Raw genomic sequence first — 22,467 nt, 5'->3', positions numbered from 1 at the left:
GGTTAGAAGACGATCTTGCCAGCGAACTGGAGGATGCGGGCCGGGAAGGTAGTAGAGGCCGTTACAACACCGAAGCTGCTGGAGCCAACACCGCTCTGCGGATAAGAATAGTTGGTTTGATTGAGGATGTTGAATGCCTCAACGCGGAAGTCAAACGAGGTACCTGTGGGACGAAGAGCAAATTGCTTATGAAGACCCATATCCAGTTGGTAGAAGGGGTCAAAGCGGACAGAGTTGCGTCCGACATTGCCATAGGGATGATTGTTGTCCGGGAGGCTGAACGCGGAGCTATACAGAGCGGTGACACCTTGGTTGCCCGATGTCCTGAATCGCTGCTTCTTTGGAATGATGACATTGTTTGAGACCTGGTTGGGCCGCTGCACGAGCAGGGGGCTGACAGTTTGAAAGCTATTGGGCGTGTAATAGATGTTGACCGGCATGCCGCTGCTGGCGCTGTTGATGGCCGTGATCTGCCACCCGCCGAGAAGCTCCTGCATGACGAAGGGCGCTCCGCCACCAAACATACGTCCTTTGCCGTAGGGCAGATCGTAGACGATGGTGAGAATATCGTTGAGCGGCTGGTTATAGGCAGAGGGACCACGCTCACCCAATGGATTGGCCAGGTTAATGCGGGAGTTGTCTCCGTCGGGAGTATCGAGATGTCCGGAAGCGTTGTCCAGGGCTCGCGAGTAGGTGAAGGAGTTTAACAGGTAGAGGCCGTGACCGGTGCGATGCTCCAGCTTGGTCTGGAGACCGTTGTAGCTAAGAAAGCCCTGGGACAAGCTCTCTTCGATAGTGGTGAAGGTGGGAATAGGACGACGCGCTGCTACCGACAGACAGCCTGAGCTGGTCGAAGCGTTACAAGTAGCGGTGACAGGATTGGCCTCGGACTGATTCAGGTCCGCAAGAACCTGAATCTTTACGCCATGCTCCCCGACGTAGGAGACCTCGAACGTCGTCGAGTTCGTGAGCTGACGCTGAACGGTCAGATGGTAGCTCTGAACGTAACCGGTAGAAGTGTTTTTTGGGATGTAGCGAGCCTGTGTGCTGAGATTGCTGGCCGCAGTGACATTGGCAGGGCTGGTGAAACCGGTCGGATAGCCCTGCGCAGTGGTGCGGAAGCAGGGGTTGGGGTTGGTAGAGCTGAACGGAGCATCGGCTTGCGCGGTTGTACAGATGGGCTCAGCCTTCTGGGAACCGAGAACACCGGGATTAGCAAACTGCGGGCCCTGGACGATGTTGGTGTTGACGATGGCTGGCAAGTTATAGACCAGCAGATTTTCGCCGCCTTCGCGGTTGACCTGGGCATAGCCAAGACCATAACCAGCACGGATGACCGTTTTAGGATCTGCCTGGAACGCAAAGCCGAAGCGGGGAGCAAAGTCGAGCTTCGGCATGTTGACCAGGGCGCGGTTGTAGAGAGAGCCGGGCGTGGCCTGGATAAGGGACTGGGTATCCGGATCATAGTTGGCTAGCTTATTGCTGGATTCCCACTGGGGTGTCACTAGTTCATAGCGCAGACCGGCGTTGACCGTGAGGCGAGAGTTGACTCGAATATCGTCCTGAAAGTAGAGGTAATGCATTCTCTGATTGAGATGGACGTTGACGAAGTTGTTGAGCTGATAGGTGTCGCGAGCACCAAAGAGGAAGTCTGCAAGAGCAACAGCCTCCTTGGTGCCGGTATTAGAGCCGCTTAGAGCGCTGGCAGTAGCACCAGTAAAGCTGAAACCGCCGTTGTAGGTGTCCTGACCATAAACAGGGTTGAAGTCGTCGATGGTGGTAAAGATGGCCTGATACTCGTAGCCAGCTTTATAGGTACTGCGTCCGTGAATCCAGGTGTAGTTAACCTTTGGATTGAATACGTAGGGATTCTGGTACTGAGGATTGCTGCCCTGATTGCCAAACTGTGTGAAGGTATTGACGCTCTGGACATTAAGGCTGCGAACAACCTGAGGATCTGTCGGAAGGCCAGGGATACCGCCCATCAGGCTCGGTAAGTTTGCGCCGTAAGGGCTCTTACCGCCGTCGGTGCGGGTGAAGGCGAAGCGTGCGTCGAGGATCGAGTTCTGATTGAAGATGTGAGTGACGCCACCGGCGATCTGCTGGTTGAAGATATTGACAGTGCCGTTGCTGTTGCCGCCAGCCGACCCCTGAATATTAGGCGGCGAGGCGATCTTCCCCTGATGTTCGCTGTAACGTACGAAGCCTGTGGTGCGCTGACTGAAGGTCTCGTCGACGCGGATATCGCCCTTGTCGTCATTGATGGTGTCAGCAGGCAGAGAAGCATAGTTGTTAGCGTAGGGATTGCCAGGAACATTCGGAGCAGGTAGAGCCGCGAGAACCCCCTTGGCGAAGGACGAAACGGAAGGATCGTTGAATGGGATCACGCCGTTGGTATACGTCTGGCCAGTGATGGGATTCAGCAGAGGTATGGGGCTGCCGTTCTCAGAGCTGCTCCCTGAGATGAAGGTATAGCCGCCATTGGCAATGGCGAGAGAGCTGGTGCCGTTTTGATTGGCAGTAGGGACAGTCGCCTGATTGATGGCATGCACGACCTGACGGGTGCCTTCGTAATCTGCGAAGAAAAAAGTGTGGTCCTTCCACAGCGGACCGCCAAAGGTACCACCAAACTGGTTACGAATGAGGACCGGTTTCTGTGGCGAGTGTGTGAGCGGATTGGTCGGCGGCGTAAAGGGTCCGATGGCGTTGAAGACCGTGTTGCGAAGATAGTCGTAGGCCTTGCCGTGAAACTTATTGGTGCCGCTGCGGATACTTACGTTGATGACGGCGCCTGCAGAGCGACCATACTCGGCACTGTAATTGTCTGTCTCGACGCGGAACTCAGAGATAGCGTCTGGGGATGGTGGAATTGACTGATTGGAAAAGCCCTGATTAGAGGTTCCGTAGGCGTTGTTGTCCAAACCGTCGAGGAGGAAGTTATTGAACTCGCTGCGCTGGCCGTTGACGTTGAAAGAGGCATCGCGGCTGCTGTCTGTGCTGTTCTCAAGAATGTTGCGACGGACACCGGGGACAAGTGCGGCAAGGTCGGCGTAGGCGCGACCATTGAGAGGCAGATTCTCTACCTCGCGGGTTCCGATGACCTGGCCGCGCTCACTCGAGTCGGTCTCAAGCAATGCTGCGGCAGAGTCAACGGTGACCGTCTCGCTGTTGGAACCGATCTTAAGGGCGACATCTACACGCTGGCGGGCGTTGACCGTAACCGTAAATGGCTGAGTGGTGCTGATATCAAAACCGGCTGCTTTCGCAGTGACCTGATATTGGCCAATCTTGACGTCAGTAAACTCATACGCCCCCTGAGCATTGCTCTGCGCGGTAACCTGAGCCTTGGTTTCCTGATTGACAAGGGAGACAGTGGCTCCAGGAACGACCGCACCCGAACTGTCTCGCACATATCCCAGAACAGAAGCGGTTTCGAACTGCGCAAACAACGGTGCGGAGTTCAGGACGATACAAATCATTGCCAGTAGCAAAAAACAACGTTTTAGCATTTGCACCAGAATTTCCTATCTATATTGCAGTTGCATGAATGGTTTTCCTAAAGACTCCATACGAAACCATCCCTTCGTGACGGCAGATGAGGCAATACTGCCCTCTCTGCGTAGCGACGAAAGGGCATTTCATGTCGGAAATAGTCGAGATTCAGCCCATAGGTCTTCACCGCGACCCGCTGCCATTAACAGGAGAAACGTACTTTTAAGCTTCGACTCTTTCATGGAAATTTCACATCAGGAACTATTTCCCTACGACAAACAACGATGTCTTTATGAAAAGAGCCCGAGTAGGATTCGCGCTTGACAGATGCGACCGCTTTATTTCAGTAAGAAACAGATCCTGCGGAGTTTATCTCATTCAAGGGAAGACAGGGAAATTGAACCTGTCGCATGTCACCCGTAGAGCGCACACGGCAGACCCAGCGCTGGCTTTGCAAGCGCTCTCGAAACACACCAGAGCAGTTTCACGGTTACAGTGAAACTGCTCTAGCGCATCCAGAATCAATGAAGATCTATTTCGCTGCTTGTGCGGCCGCCTCGGTCCGCCATTTTGCTGTGAGCTGCTTATCAGACAGAGCCTTGATGAAGACACCCCCCACCACACTCCGAGCCTGAAAGCCAATCTGCTTTCCGGTCTTTGTGTCATACCAATCGGTCAGGGGGACATGACTGGGTGTCTCGTTTATCCACTGGTATATGGGGTCGATCATCGCGGCGAACTGCTCCGGGTTCGATGCGAGTGTAGCAGTCCAAACGGACCAGTCGAGTTTTGTATAGTCGGCTCGACTGTCGAGGGGGAGGCCGTAGCGGTTAATCTTTTTCATGTAAAAGGCTAGTTCGGTCTCGCGGACGCTCTTAGGAAACAAGTTATAGTCAAGAACGATGTCCCATACCAGATTATATTTTTGACTCCATGTACCAGGGCTGTTGAACGCGAGTTTGTAGTGGTCGCCTTCGCCAGCCATAACGATCCACTTTCCTGCCATTGTCTTCGCGGTAGTACTGTATTCCTTCGCGACATCTTCGTGCCGAAGTAAACGTGCTAGATCGGCATAGGCTGCAAGCGCGTCAATCGCCTTAATAGACAAATTGGCGTTGTGTGCGACGTGGCCAGCAAAGTCGTCCGTCGTGAGTTGGTTCTCTGGGTCGAGCCCTTTCTCCTTCAAATACTTTGCCCAACTTGTAAGTTGCGGCCAATAGCGTTCGGCAAAATGGGCGTCGCCTTCAGCACGTGCGAGAGCGTCGACGAGAATGAGCATATTACCACTCTCCTCAACTGGCATCTGATCTTCTTCCGTCTGCTCTCCGCCGCCATAAACCTGTCCATTGGCTAGAGGGTACTGGCCGAGATCATGAGGAGCGAAAGGAAACCGCCAACGCACAAGAGCCGCATATTCGAGGACGGGAAGAAGTTGAGCCTCAAGCAACTTCGGCTGGAAGAAGAGAAAAAATGGAGCTGAGGGATAAAGCACATCGACTGTAGCAATGCAACCGTTTGAAAAGTTCTCCTTGGCAAAAAGCATAGGATCGCCATTGGCATCGGCTACAAGTTTGTGGGCTGCAAGTGTTTGTCTATACGCCAGAATAGCTATTGCCGCATAGTGTTCTCCACCAACTTTGGTCAAATCGGCGGTCAGTTCCTCATCAAACGTCTGGCCTCGAGCCTCAAGGCTAGGATATTGAGCTTCAGCCGCATCCAACATCTTCTCTACCGACAGGTTGTTGCGCTGCCAGTACGGTCGCATATTCCGCTGCAAATACTGGATCGCATATTCCGCTGTGTAAGAAACCAGGAGGTGACGCGTGATAGACGCTGAACCAACAGAACCAAATTCGATTACCGTTGCGAGGTGTGGACTATCCCAACCAGCAGGTTGAGGCATACCCATTGAATCACTCGCTGCAATCTTCCCAGAATTCACGAAAGCATCGACAGGATGGGATGCGATTGATGCTGTTGACTCCTCATCCTTGGGAATGGCCAGATGGAAGTACCCCCAGTCAATACGGAGGTTGTCTCCGGAGCGATTGAGTATGTTCTGATCACGAGACCCAACCGAGAGAACATTGAGTGACGAGGTCTCGTTACGGGATGACACAACCTGCTGGCTCCTATCATTGACCGCAATAATTGGATCAACATCCAGAAGAACCGAGACCCGATGCGCAACACCATCTGTGGACTGGACGCTCCACGTCAGATATGTAACCGGACGAGAGAGCAAATCCAGGTCGTTCATCATCGCCGGCGTAAAGAACGTGAGTTCCAGCGTTACACCGTCCTGACGAAACTGATAACGAGTGTGCGTGGGAGTGATCGAATGGCCGGTCTGCTGCATTGCAGGGACTTTATCGGGTTGATGCCCCATGAAACGATATGATTTGCCGTCGATGCGAGCAATACCGCTGATGGGCTGAGGGCTTCCAGTCCAATGGGTTGTGTCAGAGTCGGTAAGGTTATCGGTAGTCGACCAGACACTGAAATAGGGGTCATGAGTAATGAGGGGTGTCGCTGGAACTCTCTGCTGACAAACAGCAGAGCCAACACTAAAACAGAAAGAGACTACAGAAAGAAAAAGCGACGCGACAGCCTTCATTAAACCCTCTCTAGAGGCGAAACTTTTGTTCAACAAACCATATGCAACGTTTAGCAAACTTGATTCAAATGTTTAGAGATTAGCATCTTTGGGGTCTCACAAAAACGTCTACGCCGCCTTTATTGGCCTCAGGATCTCCGCTAAAAAGCCAACCGCAGACTGAATTGAATTTCACGTGCGTCATTCGCTCCCTGCAAATTGCCGAAGTTGGCATCGTTGGCGCCGGTGTCTAGTCCCGTGAAATTAACGCGATTGAATGCGTTGAAGAAATCAGTTCTGAATGTAGCGCCATACCGATCAGCGAACTTCCAGGTTTTGAAAAGCGATAAATCCCAGTCTGCGCTTCCGGGACTCTCAATGTTTGACACACCGGCATTTCCCTGAACTCCTAACGTACTTACTAACTGGACATTCTGTGTATTGAAGTACGGGCCCACCCTTCCATTTCTCCCTAGTCCACCATGCAGCGATGGATTATTAACCGGGCCGATGACATTAGGCAAGTTATTCACAAAGGCTCCGAGATTTTGAACGCTACCCAAAGTAAACCAGGGGCCCGTATAAAAAGTCGCAATTGCGCTTGCTTGCCAACCCCCTGCAAGCGCATTTACGAAGCCTCCTTTATTCAAGAATTGTTTGTTTTGACCGAATGGAAGCTCATAAACAGAGTTCACACTTAAGCGTTGATTCTGGTCGTATGTGCAATGGCCATAATCTAGCTTTAGATCGAGAGGATGCCACGCAAACTGGTCTTGCCAGGGTGTACCAAGACACTTCGACCATGTGTAATTACCAAGCAGCGAAAAACCTGATGCGTATCGCTTTTCTATATGAGCAGCGAGAGCATTGTAGTTGGAGGTGCCAGCATTCAAATTCTCCTGAATCGCACCCTGATAATTGGTATAACCTGTTGTGCCGTTGGGCAATAAAGGATTGATTACGATCCGTGTCTCGTAATGACGTGATGACGATCCCAGGTAAGAAAGCTCAAAGAGCCAGTCCTTCAAGAAGGTTTGCTGGACAGCCAGAGAGTATTCATAGGTCAACGGCGTTTTGTTGTTTGCGTTGATAAAAGAGACCGATTGTCCCGCACCTGGCAGGCTCAGACTGAAGAGTTGATCGAGAGTAAAGTTTAATGGCTGTCCCGCCGCAGAGTTATTGTAATTCTGAACGGAATAGTATTTGGGCGTATCAACCATTACCTCAAGCTGATTCAAGTTTGCCGCGAGGTAATACATTCCAAAACCGCCTTTGACAACGGTATTGCCGCTAGCAAACGGAACTAAATTAAATCCAAGTCGAGGGGAGATATTTGTATATTGCGGATGAACCATTTGCCGTCCAAGACCTAGAGCCTTTGTATCCGGGTACGTAAGCAAAGTGCCAGTCGCAAAGTCGAAACTTCCAACGTGGTTCGCCGTGTCTACGGGAGGCTGGCTGTACTCATAACGTATGCCACCATTTACCGTCAGCCGTTTACTGACCTGTACAGTGTCTTGAACGTAATAGGATTGGTACCATCTCCGAAGATTCAAGGTCGGATCGCCGATAGAGGTTGCGGCTGACGATGGTATCCCGAGCAGGGCATCGGCCATCGCATCGCCCGGCGTGCCGGTCAGCGGATTACCCGTATAGTTTCCGTTAAAGCTCACACCGCTTCCCTGCCAGTCTTCGTACAGATACACCGGATCGTAGCGGATGTCTGTGCCCGCAGTGATCGTGTGCCTGCCTTTCTGGATCAGTAAGGAATCGGTCCCCATGAACAGATTTTCCCGGACAACTTCCGTTCCACCCGCCGACCCCGGATTGGCGTATCCGGAGATCCCAATGCTGGGAGGACCAAATGATCCAGGCTGTATCTCAGCTACATGAAGTCCGAGCGGATTGGCGTCACTTTGAATAAATCCAGCAGCTCGATTTTGGCCGGTTTCCGTATAATTCCAGCCAAACCTCGCGTTGTTGACAATGTTTGGCGAAAAGACATGCGTCCAACCAACTGCCAGGTTTTTGGGGTTCGATGGAAATATTCTGCCACCGTAGAATGTTAGACCTGGCTCGACAGTGTTTTCGCGCTCCCAGGTGTATCGCGCAAATATCGTGTTCTTGTTTGAAATCGTGTAATCGAACCGTCCGCTTCCCTGGTCCCAATTGTTCGTTGTGTTTTGAACGTTGACGTAATTATTGCCACCAGAAAAATTTCCGTTGGCTGCTGGGAAAAACGTGAGCATTTTTTGAGCTGCAAGTGATGAGTTGATTGGAATTTGGTTATTTACATACGGCACGTGAGTAATGGGATCGTAGAGCTGCTGGGTATCAGCGCTGAAGTCACCTGCAAGCTGTTGCGTCGTTGGCACTCTAGAGTAGACAGTTGCGGGCTTGATCTGGCGGAACCCCTCATAGTTTCCAAAGAAAAACATCTTGTTTCTCTTGATGGGCCCACCGACACTTGCACCGAACTGGTTCTGGTGGAAAGCCGGCTTCGTGCCCGGCTGGTCGAACCAATTTCTCGCATCGAAGGCATCGTTCCGAATAAACTCGAAGACCGTTCCATGAATCTGGTTTGTACCTGATTTGGTTACAATATTGACGAAAGTACCGCCATTTCCGAAAGCAGCTGATGAGCCTGTCTGCTCAATTTTAAACTCTTGAATATTATCGATCGAAGGAAGGATGCCAATGGCGCCATACCAGGCATTCCTCACTTCAATACCATCGAACAGATAGCTCGTATCGTCTTCTCGTAGTCCGGCAACGGAAATACTAACCGTTTGAGTCCCGGTCCATGCAGAAGCTGGTGAATTCATACCTGGGATATTTGATGGGACGACACCAGCAGATAGCTGTGCCAGCTGTAGAAAGTCTCGCCCATTCAATGGCAAATCCTGAATCTGCTTATTTTCAATGACCTGCCCTTGATTAGAGCTAACGGTATCCAGCAGTTGGGCGCTCTCAGAAACAGAAATCGATTGGGTGCTTGCTCCTACTCCCAGTTTAACGTCCTGCCGGGCCTGTTGATCAACAAGGAGTGTGAAAGCCTTGACATTCTGCGTCGCAAATCCGGTACTTTCAACTTGCATCGTATAACTTCCAGGAGGAAGCTGCGTGACCCTGTAAATGCCCTGATCGCCAGTCGTCGCCTTGTATTCAACGCCAGTGGCGGTGCCAACGATCTTAATCGCGGCACCCACGACAACCGCACCAGAGGTATCCGTCACCGTACCAGTAATCGAACTTGTTGTGCTCTGTGCGCTACCGCCCACCGGAATCAAAACGGCGATGACGAGCAGCATGATTGAGAAACTCAGCTTTCGCATCTGCCGAAACAAGCGAAGCCTCGGCCATTTTATGGTCGGGGTATTTTTTTTCATATTTGGTCTCCAGGGTAAATAGCATCATTTTTTGAACCTAGATGCTTTAGAGCTCTGACGTTCCGCTCTTACATAACGATCCCTTAGCTTCTAGCTGTACGGAGGGAACTATATGGTTCTCACTATGTGATATGCAACATGCCATAGCAACCAATCTTGCGTAGTTCAAATGAACTATGCCCTTGGGCAACTTTGTGAACGTGTGCGAAAGGTGCTAACAGCTTTGCCGCGGGAGATTCAATGGGATAATATTGGCGGACTCGTAAAATGCATCCTTTTTCCGTGCTTCAGTCTTAATGGAAGAACGAGACAGATGAGTTCAGAGGGCCTGATATGCCGGAGCAATCGAAGATAATAAAGGTGCTGATCGTGGATGATCATCCTGTGGTTCGTTTTGGGTTACGAACCATGTTGGAGACTGAAGAGAATATCCAAGTGACGGGTATGGCAGGCTCCGCAAAAGAAGCCTTGCTCGAAGTGCAGAGAATTCAGCCGGATGTTGTCCTCATGGATTTGCGCATGCCTGAAATGGAAGGCACCGAGGCCATTGCGGAACTGCGTCGCATACAGCCGGATATACGCATTCTGGTGCTTACAAATTATGAGGCAGACGAAGATATCCTGCGGGCGCTTCAAGCAGGTGCAATGGGATATCTTCTCAAAAATACTCCACACGAAGAAATCGTTCAGGCCGTTGAGATGGTCTACGAAAACAAACGTTGCGTCCCACCCAACATTGCACAACGTTTACTGGAAACGGTTGGACGTAAGGAGCTTAGCCAGCGCGAGCTTGAAGTGCTTACGCTCGTGGCTATGGGTTTGAGCAATAAAGAAATCGCACGAAGCCTCTTTATTAGCGACAAGACAGCCCGAAATCACGTTGTTAGCTGTCTTACGAAGCTTGGAGCCAATGATCGAACCGAGGCGGCTACAACTGCCATCAGACGTGGACTAATCCGTATTGCCGAATAGGCCGGAGAATGGCAATAGCAAAAAATCATCATTTGCGATGACAGGACAATCTCCAACATGCAGTGCGTTGAGTCGTTACCGCACTTAAGATCAAGAAAAATATCCTAAAAGGCCATCCTTCAGCTTTGCGAATAATCGTTTTCTTAGAGTGCTCTGCCGTCGCGTCGCCACAACACGCACCTGCGTTCCTTCCCCAGGCGTGCTGAGGATCTGCAATATAGCTGCCACGTCGCGAGCTCGTTTCTGCATTCCCGAAATTCCGAACCCCGCTGTTTGCGGTAGATATTCGAATCCCTGTCCGTTGTCTTTCACCACAAGCTCTACCCCGCTGTCCTGGTAACTTAGAGTGATTGTCAGCATGGTCGGATCTGCATGACTCACAGCATTTGCAATTGCTTCCTGACCAATATGCAGCAGAGCGTCGGCGAGCCGTAGATTCAAAAGAACGAAAGTCCCATGAAGTTCCGTGATGATCTCTATCTTATCTCCGGCGATTTTACGCGCTGTGTCAGCCAACGCTTCCAATAAATTCTGCTGTATGAAGGATGACGATGAGCCGAGCATGGCAATCGTTTCACTAGCTTCTGCATGACATCTGCGGATTAACTGATAGACAACATTCAATTGATCCGCGATATAGTGGGAGTCCTGCTGGTTGCGTCGCACAACGCTTCTTCGGATTCCCTGAATTTGATATCCGACCCCGGCAAAGCTCTGCGCCATTGTGTCGTGAATTGCATGAGCTAGGCGCTCACGTTCCTGCATGATCGTATACGTCTTCCACCGCTGGATTCGGAAATAAGCGAGTTGGGTCAGCAAAGCCAACGCTAAAACACCGGCGAAGATCATTCCCACGTGCCACGGAGTCCACCAAGGCGGACCGGCCGGAACCTCTGGCCTTTCCACGAAAGCTGCGTGTTGCTGCAACTCCAGATAATCGCTTCGACCAGCTGGCATTACACTTACATTCCGCCACATCCCACCGGGGTTCATCGATCGCAATCCGATACGTCCAGTTTCGACACAAGAACGCTCCTCAAAAGCAATCCACGCGGTTTGAGATGTAGCCAGATTCTGTACGGAGGCAGCAATATTGCATTCGTATGCCGTCACTCGGAGCCGATACCAGACGGAAGGATGAACGCCACCCGGTATTGGCAAAGGACGCGCTTCCATCCATCCATAATCCGAGCGCCCAATCACAATGGTTCCATCCAAATTGCGAAGACCTACGAAGTACCCGTTATATGTGTCTACACCCTCCTTTTCATCATTGGATCGGATGATCACCCCCATATCGGCGCCCTCTCCGTCAAACCTGATGTCGGCGTTCAGTGTGTAGTTCCTCCAGTCGTTAGAGCCGGTTAGGAGCTTGGCACCTCGTTCGGTGGAGTTATCGCGGATGACGCCATTGTCAACTTCCCACATCCCCCCGACTGCCTTCCATTCATCCATCCGTCCGGCCACCAACTGATAGGAACGTGAGGGTACCACGCTATTCACATGACGCCGTTCAAGCCATAACCATGCGCCAAACACGAGACAGGCAATAGCTAGCCCACACGCCAGAAGTCTCTTCGCCGTTATGTTGTGTAGTAGCACTGTTGCTCCCTCTAAACCACGTCATCTTCTCTATTTAAACGGAATCGAAAGTGTACCGCGTAATGCCGACCAAAATGGCAAGCCGGCATTCAACACGTCACTCTTTTGGAGGAAGCTCTCAGCCAACCTCGCGATGCGAAGCACTGAGTGCTCTACGAATCGGGCATAGAAAACGTTGTCCTCACGATCCAAAAGAACATTCGCTTCCACAACTCAAGAGGACTCGAACTCAAAATTGAGGACTTCAACGCATTCAAGCATGACCAGTTCTATAGAAGACTACCAGCGGTAGATAGACAGATAGGGAATCTCAGCTTTTGCAATATCAAAAGTGCTGCGATCCCTACGCCTGACGGAGTTCGTGGCGAAATATATTTCTAGAGGATAGTCGTTCATTGCAAAGGGGGAATATAGTTTTGAATATGGTTCTTTCCACCACGTCACGCTATTGTTGTTGCATCTGACATTGGCGGTTTCAAGCGGAAGCACCTCTATCTCAACGATGGGGATCTTCCAGGTGGAAAAAATGAAATTGCAGACGCGGTAGCTGACACGTTCCCAGCCATTTTATCCCCATCTAAGTTGAAGCTGCCTAACCTGCCCACCTCGGTCCTGGTGTGTGTCTGGGCTAGCGCGTTCATCGAACCGACTTCGTCCTCACACTCCCGGTAAAAGCATCGCCGTCGACGGCACAAATATTTCCCAAAAAGGAGAATGAAGATGTGCGACGAATATCGTATTAATGGAGATAAATTCCAGGTAGATCCAAATGAGCGGATCGTTAAAAACACTGAAATCGACCAACAATGGGCAGATTGGCTTGCCCCCACTCGCCGCTCATTTCTCTTCGGCGCTGGCGCCGCTGCAGTCGGCCTCACGCTCGGAGAGGAACCCGCTCGTGGCGAGGAGCCTGAAATTTCTGCCCCTCCTGCTTCCACTCCCTCCGCTGCTTTTCTTGCGCTCAACGGAACCATCAAGCCTTACGTTTCCCAAGACACGGGTGTCAGCGAATGGGGTTATGACACCTTGAAACAGCCTACGATACAACCCAAGGGGCTATGGCCGGGAACAGAGAACGGTCTTCCGGAAAAACCTCGCCCCTACACCGATATCAAGAGCTACCACGCCCATTTTTATTTCGATCAGGATTCCTATGAGAAGGCCGTTCGGATTCGCCGGTGGGCCGGCGAGCGGTTCCCTGTCGAACTTGGAGACTGGAATCTACAGCCACGCGGTCCGCATGTAACGCCATCGTTCTACTTCGGCTTTACCAATGACCTGCTGACTGTTATCGTGCCGTGGCTGCAACTCAATAGCCTGGGACTTACAACGCTGGTACACCCTAACACCGACGATCCACGTGCAGACCATCTCTACTACACGCTCTGGGTCAACCGTTCGCAGCCCGTAAATGCCTACAACCTGAAAGCACCGCGCGACAAGGAGGGCAAGGCGCTCGTTGAAAAGATCCTTCCGAACGTGACACCCACCGTAAAACTGGAGATCTGACGCTGAGAGATCCGTTCCACCATCAGTACCAACCGTTTCAAGACGCACCTTTGACCACATGGAGTGAAACATAGAGTCATGAGATCCCTTTTCTTAGCGGCCACACTACTTACCGCGACAACTCTCTCAGCCCAGAGTCCTTCGTCAATCGCTTCTGACCCACCCGTAGATCAGAAACGCCCAGCTGCACTAGTTGAAATCGCAGTGCCCTCGCACGGGGTACAGCTACTTGGCGCTCTGTACCTTGCTGCTGGCGCTGGCCCGCACCCCACGGTCATCCTGTATCACGGCTTCCCCGGTTACGAGCAGAACCTTGACCTCGCGCAGGCTCTTCGCCGAGCTGGCTACAATGTTCTTGCGGTACACTACCGCGGCAGTTGGGGTGTCAAGGGAGATTTCTCCTTCACCCATGTGATCGAAGATGCCGATGCGCAGGTAGACTGGATTACTTCACCTGAAATTGCCGCAAAATATCGCGTAGATACAACCCGCATCATTCTTATTGGGCACTCCATGGGCGGCTTCGCGGCAATCTCAGCAACTGCACATAACCCGAAGGTCAGGGCAGCCGTTCTGATCTCTGCTGCCTCGCTTGGCCATCGTTTCGCAGAGCTAAAGCCAGAAGACAAAGATAAAGCAGTGGGTCTCTATGTGAGCAAAGTAGACCCGGCCGACCTCCTCCCCCTTGCGGGCACAACACCGGCGGCACTTGGCGCAGAGATCTTCGACCACCGCGCGGAGTGGGACTTTATCACGCTAGCTCCCGCGATTGGAAAGCGCCCAATTCTGCTCATCACGGCGGACGATGGCACTGGCCCAAACAGCGAAGCATTGCTTCAGGTTTTGAAACAAGACGGAAGCACGGAATCCGAACATATCCCAATCAAAACGGATCACCCCTTCAGCGACCACCGCATCGCTCTCGAAACAGACATTATCCATTGGCTCGATCGGCAGGCGTTCTGAAATCAAGGCGGACAGAAATCTCGGCCCGGACAACTCAAAAAAAAGCATTGGAAGTGGGCACCTACAACTTTGCCCGTCAGGGAAGATGCCCTGACGGGCAAAGCCTTGGCTTCGAGATAACTTCCAGAGATCGAGCTATTCGCCGGGCTTGGCTGGAGTCGTTGCAGCAGCCGTGACGTTTTGGCCAGCTTTCTCAGCGAGAAGTTGTTCTATCTTCGCGGTGAACTCATCCTGCAACTGCTGGTTGAACTCACCGCTAGCAGGAGAGGCGAATCCAGAATGGATTCCCTTCACTAACCCATCTCGGCCAACGAAAATAGTTGCCGGCCAGGTGTTGAGGTTAACCGCCTGAGGAACTTTTTCCCACATATCAGACGGCGCGCCTGCGATCAGATAGGTGTACTCCACCCCGTACTGCTTCACGAAGGCGCGCTCACGGGCCAAGGTTCCCTGCTGTTCCGGTTCTTCGAAGTCAAGAGCGACGATTGCGAGGCCCTTGTCACGATATTTCTTGTCGAGCTTTACGAGATACTGCGCCTCATCGTGGCAGTTCGGGCACCAGGTGCCTGTCACAATAGCGAGCACAACCTTGTTCTTGAAGCGAGGGTCATCGCTCGACACCAGCTTTCCATTCACGTCCGGGAAGTTGAAGGTGAATTTCTCATTCGGGTCCCTCACGGTTGTATGGGTATCGTAGTTTTCGGGCTGCGGAAGCCCCTTGGCTGTTGCCACCTCGGAACGGTATGCGATCAGTTTCGTGGCATAGCGGCTGTCGGCCGTCTCGTCACCATACGACTTCGTATTGCTGGCACCCACTGTTTGGGAGCTGCCCGCACTGGCTTCATTCTGCGCGACGGCCTTTTTAGCGCGCCCACTGTTCTGGAGAACTTCGAGTGTGCCATCTTTCGTCAAAGACACTTCGATGACTCCCGGACGTGAGCCGTCGAAGTGACTGAGCACCCATTTCCCGTCTTTGTAGGTGCCGCTGTAAGCACCGGTGTCTCCATCGACACGGAGAATCGACGCTGCGACGTCCGCACCATGTTGCTCGACGATGAACCGGAAAGCCTTCTCGCCTTTGGAAGAAGGGCTATCAAGCGGGATGATCCATGAACCTGCTATAGACGGCGCATCGACAGTTGCAGCTGTCGATGCCACATGCCGGGTAGCCAGGAAGCCATATTCCGTGGCGGGGCCCCGCGATTGCGTCACGACGTTCCCCGTGAGCTGCTCGTCCTTCAGCGTAGCCGTAATTGTCGTGAGGTAGTGCTCGACGTTGAGTACGAGCTTGCCATCCTGAAAAGATGCGCTGGTCGTACCGTCGTACGGCTGGAAACCGTCATAGAAGGTGCCTTTCAACGTCGGACCGGATCCGGAGATGTCGAGCCTAAATGGAATGACCGTGCCATGGCTGTTAAGGCTAGCGTCCCAGCGCCCTTCCAGGGAGCCAGCCGCGGGGGTGGTTTGGGCCACGGCGATGGTTGCGCCAAAGCTCGCGAAAATAACTGCGAAGCAAGCACTTCTTGATATTGATTTCATTTCATTATTCCTTTCTAGTTAAATCCGGGTAAGTTGCTTATCCTTGTGAACTGGAACGAGAACGCTTTCCTGCTATCTGAATGTGGAGGTGGTTGGATTTGGCGTAGTCTCTCCACTCCTCTGGTAATCCGGGCTTGGTTGCCAGCAAGATTTCAAGAATCGCTCGGCGCTCTTCTCCCGACAGTTTCGCGAAATCCGAGCTTTGATCCTGCCCTGTCAGAATTTCCAGCAAGCGATGATAGATATATCCCTTGGCTGGTTCGGGTAAGGTGTCGAAGGACTCGGAGTAGATGAGGTAGCTGCAGGGATACCGGAAGATTCTGGTCTGCAGATCAAAGTCGCGCAGCGAACGCCCTTTCCGATCTCGTATGCCCCGCTCAGTGAACTCTTTTGCAAATGTGGACGATCCTTCAACACTCCCAGACCCCGCGCTGAAAAGGGGTGCTTCGTTGACGAAAAGCATGTAGCGCAGCAACTGCTCCGCTGGCCGCTCGAACTGCTGCCGCACATTCTCCGGCAAGGACGTGTCTGCCGGCACACCGGAGCCCTTGCTCTGCGTAGCTTGCGCGTAAAGAGCAAGCCGCGTCTTATAGTTCGTCAACGTGATCAGGTTGTGCATCTGCGTCTGATGTGCCAATACAAGATGGGCCACAACATCGCTGTCGGGTAACAGATAGGTTGAAGTATCGAACGGTTTTGAGAGTGCGACCAGATTATTGACAGTAGCCTGGTCCGATTGTTCCGTCGCTGGCTTGTCGACGACAACAGCATTGCCCATATGGGACGCTCCAGCAAGCTTGCCGGTAACGTACCACCCTCCCCAGCGATCCTTGAACGGACTGTCTTGATCCGTAATGAAAGATTTGCTACTGGGCGCCTGGGTCCCCGTGGTCGTAGGATAGATAGACCGCAACAACACTCCGGGAACTCCACGTGTACCCGCAGCAATATGGCATTGCGTGCAGTCCAGTTCCGCTCGCTGAAAGGTAGGTTTCTCTACCTTATGTTCGTCAAGAAGATAGAAAATAGCCCCTTGCATTGGATCGAAGGAGACTATTTCAATCGCTTTCCCCTCATGGACCGAGCCGACATAAACGTCGTCATTGAAATAGAGGGCTCGAGGATGCTCTGGGGAAATTTTCTTGTATTGAAAGCTTGTCTTGGAGAAAACCAGCGTCTGCGAATCGACAGGTACCTTCAACAGATTCAGTACGGATTTGAGATAACCGTGTTCGGGTTCATACAGCAACGCCGTTTTACCTTGATCTAACCGTTGCTGCAGCTTGGCCACCGGATCACTTAGATCCTCTGATCGGTAGTTGATCGGCGCATCGCTATAGGGCACATACCCTTGATTCCGCACCGCGATCTGTCCATAAGCACGCAGAGCCAGCCAACCGAGACCTGCAGCGGCGAGTGCCACAAATATTGCTGAGACCAGACCAAGTCGGTGCACCGCTGACATGATCGGCTTCGATGTCCTCGTCACCGTTTGCGCGGATTGGCCTGCGCCCACCCACAAAGAAGGAAGCTCTGGATCATTAACATCGATCCCTGTTCGAATTGGATCTTGAGATTTCACAACGATAAACTGCCCCATGCGTCAAGGATTAGAACTTCTGGAAATGCGCCTCTGCCAAAAGGAAAGCCCGCTACAGTCAGGCTGGCGGGCTTCAACAGAGATAACGATCCAGTATGACCGCGCACTCAAACAAGAAACCCGCTCCAGCAATGCTGGCGAGCGGGTTATCGATAACGGTACGGATCGTTGGCGATCACATATCAGTTAGAGGTACACACGATTTCCCATATGCCAGCGGAGATGCTTGGCGAACAACAATACATTCTGGGAATAGTTACCATAACAGCGAATCTATGCATAGTTGTCCAATTTGTCAAACGCAAGGCTGCGACCTGAGGGAGTTAGACTGCGCGTCCTCCTCCGCTAGGTGCCAGCAAGAACCTCAATCGGTATGGATAGGTGAGCAGTTCTCGGGGGCAGGCAAGTTCGGTCGCTGCATGCCTGAAATCGAACGCTCACCGGGATTGATTGCTTGCCCGTGGCTGAATGTTGTTTCACCTGCAAGGGAATGTGCACCGTGAATGACTGCGTATAAAACTGGGTCTCTAGTTCAAAGCTTGGGTCCTGTTTCTTTATCGGAGTTGTGCCTGACGTAGTACCGGCGATCTGGACCGCATCATTCTCCTCCAGGGCTACACGCAGCGGCGTTGGGCCGCCAGGAACCTGCTCGAGACCGTAGACGTGCCAGCCGTTTTGAATTTCCGCAGACAGTTCAACCGCGAACCTGCTTCCATGTTTTACAGGCGTCTTCGGTACCGCCAACCCTTCCCATTGCACCGGCTGGACCGGGGCCTGCGCAGCACCAGCGGTACAAAGGAACAGACCCAAAGCAAGGCCAAAACTAATTCGTAGAAACTTCATACGAGCTGCCCTTTCTATCATCATTTCAATTCCAATCTTGTATGTTTCTATCTCTGCCGAGCACAAGGAACGGCCATCACAACACTCATCTCTGTGGCTTCGGTTCAAAAGTTGGAGGTTGCACCTGTCCCTGATGACAGTTGCCGCAGGTAAGAGGTTCGGCATACCGCCTATCCCCAAGCTGTGCAAGGTATTTGTTGTTGATGTCATTGGTCATCGAGATCATGGACCGCGCCGTCTCTTTGATTGGATTCTCGTCGGATGCGAAGTCGATCTGCTTGGTTTGCGGATTCTCTTCATGGCAGTATCCGCACGGCACACCCAAGTCCTTTTCATACCGATGCATCAGCTTATCGATATCGTCTCCGGTGAGATTCTTCGGCAATACCTTCAGGTTCGTTGGCTTGGGATGTGCAGCTTTTGAGGAAGGACCTGCATCGCTTGTCGCTTTGGTACTGCCTGGGCTTTGAGATGCGGCACCTATGCCAATTGAAAATATGGCGCAGCCCAAAATGAGAATCATTGCGTAGCGAGCATTCATGCTATTCCTTCCTGAATTCATTTTGGGGTGGACCATGACGGAGCCCGACCTCTGGCATCCCTTCCGTGCCCAAACCTACGCACGCAACCGAAAGTGTGAATGAGCCCGCGAAGAAGAACAATGCACCAAAGTCACAGGACTACCGACCTCCTCATGCTGAATACAGCGCGAGCGGCGGGAGAAGACAGCCCTCGAAATGAACACAGTGCGTAAGCACCGAGGCAACCTACGCACCGTGTTTTGGGCCATTACTCGGATTTCACAAGTTGGCCGCGTATTTCTCCTCCGGGGTTTGCCGACGTATGAAGGTTGAAATACCACTTACCATCCACCAGATCCTTCGCTTGTTCCGGTGTTATGGTCGCTTTCCCATCAATAGGGCTTGCGAGAGGGCTGGTCTTGATCGGAATCTGCGGTTTCGCATTCGTCCCCGCAGCTGCCGGTCCATGAAAATGCGCTGCGACAACAGGGCCGGTCAATCCACTGAACTCGATGTGATACTTCAACTCATTGGTGTCAGTATCTAGCGTAGCGGTCAAAGTCCCTGTACCAGTACTATCTTTGGCAGGAACTTCTGCAGAGGCTTTCAGGTCAGCCTTCAGGGTAATCGTTGCGGCGTGCGCTGCGATTGACACAAACGCCAGGGTCGAGGCTGCAACAACGGTTCGAATCAAACTATTTAACTTTTTCAATTCACTTCTCCTTTGAGTTGTTGGTTTACGTCTATTTGTATTTGCTGAATAAAGTGGAGCATTGCACAACGACTTATGGCGGAAACCGATCCAGGTCACTGAAGTCAATACTCGTGGTCGCGATCCCTATGCGTTCGCTGCTAGCGCAAGGAAAAGGATTAGCAGAAAGCCGCTGGACAACACACGAGATGGCATTGGTAGACGGGGGAATCGACCGAAGGGTGAATGAAATACGGCATATCGTTCCTGGAATGGACGGAGAGATTAAATCCACCTATCGCGAAGGCACAATCGTGCTATGGATGGGTTGACATCACCAAATGGAAAGTATGGTGCCAAGGACGAGAGATGTTAGCCCAGGCAGGGACAACAAAGGGAGAGCCGCGTTGGAATTTTCGTCAACATCGCGTTTGCTCGACGATAGCGCAATTGTCCTGATTCTGCAATCAATTGCCGTGTTTGCTGAGGAAACGACCTGCATGAAGACAAGAAGAAGCGGCGCATGTAAATTCGCCGCTTCTTCTTGTCCGCATGCCTGCCAATGCCTCGCGGCTGCTATGGCATTTTAAGTACATTGTTGCTGCGGTCATCATCCGGGAGGAGATGATCCGGATCGACGGTGATGTTGTCCACGGGCTTTCCCTCTTTGAAGATAAAGGTGCCGGTGCCTTTGGAAAGCCACGCTTCCGCTGGGATACGGATACGAGCTGTAGTGCCATCTTTATAGGCAACCTGAAGCGTGGCAGGAAGAACCAGCGGCCGTAGATTCGAGACTACGACAGCGATACCTTCCTTTGGATTGTCATTGACATACTTGGCGGACTCAACGGCCAAGTCGAGGGTCCAGTTGTGCATATACCATCCACGCCAGAAATAGCTGAGGTCTTCACCGCCTTCGTTCTCCATGGTGCGGAAGAAATCGGAAGGAGAAGGATGTTTGTAAGCCCACTCCCGAATATAGCGACGGAAGGCGTAATCAAAACGCTGAGGGCCGAGAATCTGCTCGCGGAGCAGCACATTTCCATAGGCCCCTTTGAAATATTGAACTGGGTGACCGAGAGCCCCGGTGAAGCCGTCGGCGCGAGTGAGAATGTTGGGCGCGTCGGGATTGTCTAAAACTTTGAGGATCGTGTCTGACGGTTCTCCACCCGCGGAGTATTCGCTATCGCGCTTGGGGCCGTAGACACCGTGTTCGAAGTCGTCGGACTCAAAGATATCAATGAACGTATTGAAGCCTTCGTCCATGAAGGCCCAGCGGCGTTCGTTGGAACCAACAATCATTGGGAACCAGTCATGTCCGATCTCATGAGCGGTAATCCAAAAGAGGATCTTGCTCTGGTCGTGTATTCCATCGAAGACGATGCCGGGATACTCCATGCCGGTAGAAAAGCCCGCCACGTTGATGGCTGCAGGCCAAGGATAGGGATACCAGCGACGGGAAAACTCTTCTACAGAATCCTTGACATATTCAGTGGAACGAGACCAGCCTTCCTGGCCAACGCTCTCGACGGGATAGACGGACATCGCGAGGGGAATTTTGCCGACGGGGAGCGAGTTGGGCGGATCATCACCTACATCGGTTTTAGCCGGGAGGTTGATTCGCGCGGCATCCCATACGAACGTGGGCGAAGCGGTGAAGACTACGTCGCGAGTGTGATCCATCTGGAAGTGCCAGGTAAGTGTGCCGCTCTGTTTAGGACGGCTACCGGGATCGGTTGTCTCTTCCGGGGTGCGGATATAGACCGTCTTATCGGAGTGGCGAGCCTGCTCGAGACGATCTATCTGGGTTTTGGTGAGAACTTCGGCCGGATTTACGAGCTCGCCGGAACCGGCGAGGATGAAGTTCCAGGGAACGGTGACGTAGTAGTCGAAGTGGCCATATTCGAGATAGAATTCCGCGCCAATGTAGGGGAGCGTGTCCCACCCGTGAAGGTCATCGTAGACGCACATACGGGGATACCACTGAGCAATGTCATAGATCTCGCCATGCTCTGCTGCTCCCCAGGATGTGCGTCCTCCCCAAATGCCAGGAATCGCGTAGTGATATTTGATGTGAATGCGTAACTGTGCGCCGTGTGGCTTCAAGGGCGTGCCAAGCCGTACCTGCATACGGGTGTCGTCAACGATGTAGTCGGCCTTGGACCAGCGAGTTGTTGCGGCAACAACGCCAACCTCGACGGAGTCGAACACTATACCTTCGGTATGGTTATCTCCGCGAGCAGGCGGTGGAGGGCCGGTCTGGCCGGCACGGGGTGGACGAGCGAAGCCGGTATTGCCGAGATTGTTAGAGCGGGAATCCCTTCGATAGATGTTCTGTTCAAGGTAAATCCAGAGGCTGTCGAGGGAGTCAGATGAGTTGTTGGTATAGGTGATGACTTCGTCGTTGGTAAGAACTTTGGCGACGGGGTCGAGCGTAGCGTGCATCACGTAATCGGCCGCGTTCTGCCAATAAGATGCGCCCGGCGCGCCGGAGACGGAGCGATACTGAGTGGCTGGGTCGGGCAGCGCCAACGGAGCAAATGTGACGCGCGGATCATACGTGGAATGCGAAGATGGCGAAGCCTGCCCAACGGCTGAATTTGCGAAAGTGCCACACAGAAGAATGGCCAGCAAAAAGGATGCAATTCGATGCACAGTGTTCACAAACATGTCCTCTTTCTTGTCGAATGGAAATTGCCAGTTGGATCGAGCGGTCTGCCCTGCCTCTTTTGTATCAGTTGATCAGC

General features: G+C 52.3%; 13 protein-coding genes. 3 read left to right on the top strand and 10 right to left on the bottom strand.

Annotation, left to right across the window (positions count from 1 at the left end; translation table 11 throughout):
• Nucleotides 1-2: 2 nt before the first annotated feature.
• The 3 genes from GSQ91_RS11590 to GSQ91_RS11580 form a co-directional block, all read right to left on the bottom strand.
• Nucleotides 3-3,509 (bottom strand): TonB-dependent receptor, encoded by a 3,507-nt coding sequence (locus GSQ91_RS11590; protein ID WP_158821702.1) that lies wholly within the window; start codon nt 3,507-3,509, stop codon nt 3-5.
• A gap of 515 nt (nt 3,510-4,024) precedes the next feature.
• Nucleotides 4,025-6,109 carry a glutaminase family protein gene (locus GSQ91_RS11585; protein WP_158821701.1) on the bottom strand — a complete coding sequence of 695 codons (2,085 nt, stop codon included), beginning with the start codon at nt 6,107-6,109 and terminating at the stop codon, nt 4,025-4,027.
• A 140-nt stretch (nt 6,110-6,249) separates the two neighbouring features.
• Nucleotides 6,250-9,477, bottom strand: a complete 3,228-nt coding sequence (locus GSQ91_RS11580) for a TonB-dependent receptor (RefSeq protein WP_158821700.1) — start codon at nt 9,475-9,477, stop codon at nt 6,250-6,252.
• A gap of 333 nt (nt 9,478-9,810) precedes the next feature.
• Here GSQ91_RS11580 and GSQ91_RS11575 point away from each other — a divergent pair, with 333 nt between their 5' ends.
• Nucleotides 9,811-10,449 (top strand): response regulator transcription factor, encoded by a 639-nt coding sequence (locus GSQ91_RS11575; RefSeq protein ID WP_158821699.1) that lies wholly within the window; start codon nt 9,811-9,813, stop codon nt 10,447-10,449.
• Nucleotides 10,450-10,539: 90 nt separating this feature from the next.
• Here the strand turns inward: GSQ91_RS11575 and GSQ91_RS11570 are convergent, their stop codons facing one another.
• Complete coding sequence (locus GSQ91_RS11570; RefSeq protein WP_158821698.1) at nt 10,540-11,904, bottom strand: family 16 glycoside hydrolase; 1,365 nt, start codon at nt 11,902-11,904, stop codon at nt 10,540-10,542.
• Nucleotides 11,905-12,771: 867 nt separating this feature from the next.
• On the opposite strand from GSQ91_RS11570, the gene GSQ91_RS11565 reads away from it, so the two are divergent.
• Nucleotides 12,772-13,560 (top strand): DOPA 4,5-dioxygenase family protein, encoded by a 789-nt coding sequence (locus tag GSQ91_RS11565; protein ID WP_158821697.1) that lies wholly within the window; start codon nt 12,772-12,774, stop codon nt 13,558-13,560.
• 78 nt (nt 13,561-13,638) lie between these two features.
• Nucleotides 13,639-14,526: a S9 family peptidase gene (locus GSQ91_RS11560; protein ID WP_158821696.1), complete on the top strand. Its 888-nt coding sequence runs from the start codon at nt 13,639-13,641 to the stop codon at nt 14,524-14,526.
• Nucleotides 14,527-14,661: 135 nt separating this feature from the next.
• Here the strand turns inward: GSQ91_RS11560 and GSQ91_RS11555 are convergent, their stop codons facing one another.
• The 6 genes from GSQ91_RS11555 to GSQ91_RS11530 form a co-directional block, all read right to left on the bottom strand.
• Complete coding sequence (locus tag GSQ91_RS11555) at nt 14,662-16,065, bottom strand: peroxiredoxin (RefSeq protein ID WP_158821695.1); 1,404 nt, start codon at nt 16,063-16,065, stop codon at nt 14,662-14,664.
• Between the two features lie 37 nt (nt 16,066-16,102).
• Nucleotides 16,103-17,530: a hypothetical protein gene (locus GSQ91_RS11550; protein ID WP_158821694.1), complete on the bottom strand. Its 1,428-nt coding sequence runs from the start codon at nt 17,528-17,530 to the stop codon at nt 16,103-16,105.
• Between the two features lie 480 nt (nt 17,531-18,010).
• Nucleotides 18,011-18,508: a protein-disulfide reductase DsbD domain-containing protein gene (locus GSQ91_RS11545; RefSeq protein WP_216845190.1), complete on the bottom strand. Its 498-nt coding sequence runs from the start codon at nt 18,506-18,508 to the stop codon at nt 18,011-18,013.
• An 85-nt stretch (nt 18,509-18,593) separates the two neighbouring features.
• Entirely contained in the window at nt 18,594-19,049 is a 456-nt protein-coding gene (locus GSQ91_RS11540; protein WP_158821692.1) for a c-type cytochrome, read from the bottom strand.
• A 248-nt stretch (nt 19,050-19,297) separates the two neighbouring features.
• Nucleotides 19,298-19,741, bottom strand: a complete 444-nt coding sequence (locus GSQ91_RS11535) for a CHRD domain-containing protein (protein WP_158821691.1) — start codon at nt 19,739-19,741, stop codon at nt 19,298-19,300.
• 555 nt (nt 19,742-20,296) lie between these two features.
• Nucleotides 20,297-22,390 carry a M1 family metallopeptidase gene (locus GSQ91_RS11530; protein WP_158821690.1) on the bottom strand — a complete coding sequence of 698 codons (2,094 nt, stop codon included), beginning with the start codon at nt 22,388-22,390 and terminating at the stop codon, nt 20,297-20,299.
• Between the last annotated feature and the right edge of the window lie 77 nt (nt 22,391-22,467).

This window comes from Granulicella sp. S156, from assembly GCF_009766105.1.
Lineage (GTDB): Bacteria > Acidobacteriota > Terriglobia > Terriglobales > Acidobacteriaceae > Granulicella.
The sequence above is the reverse complement of the archived record's forward strand: the minus strand, read 5'-3'. Positions and strand labels throughout refer to the sequence as shown.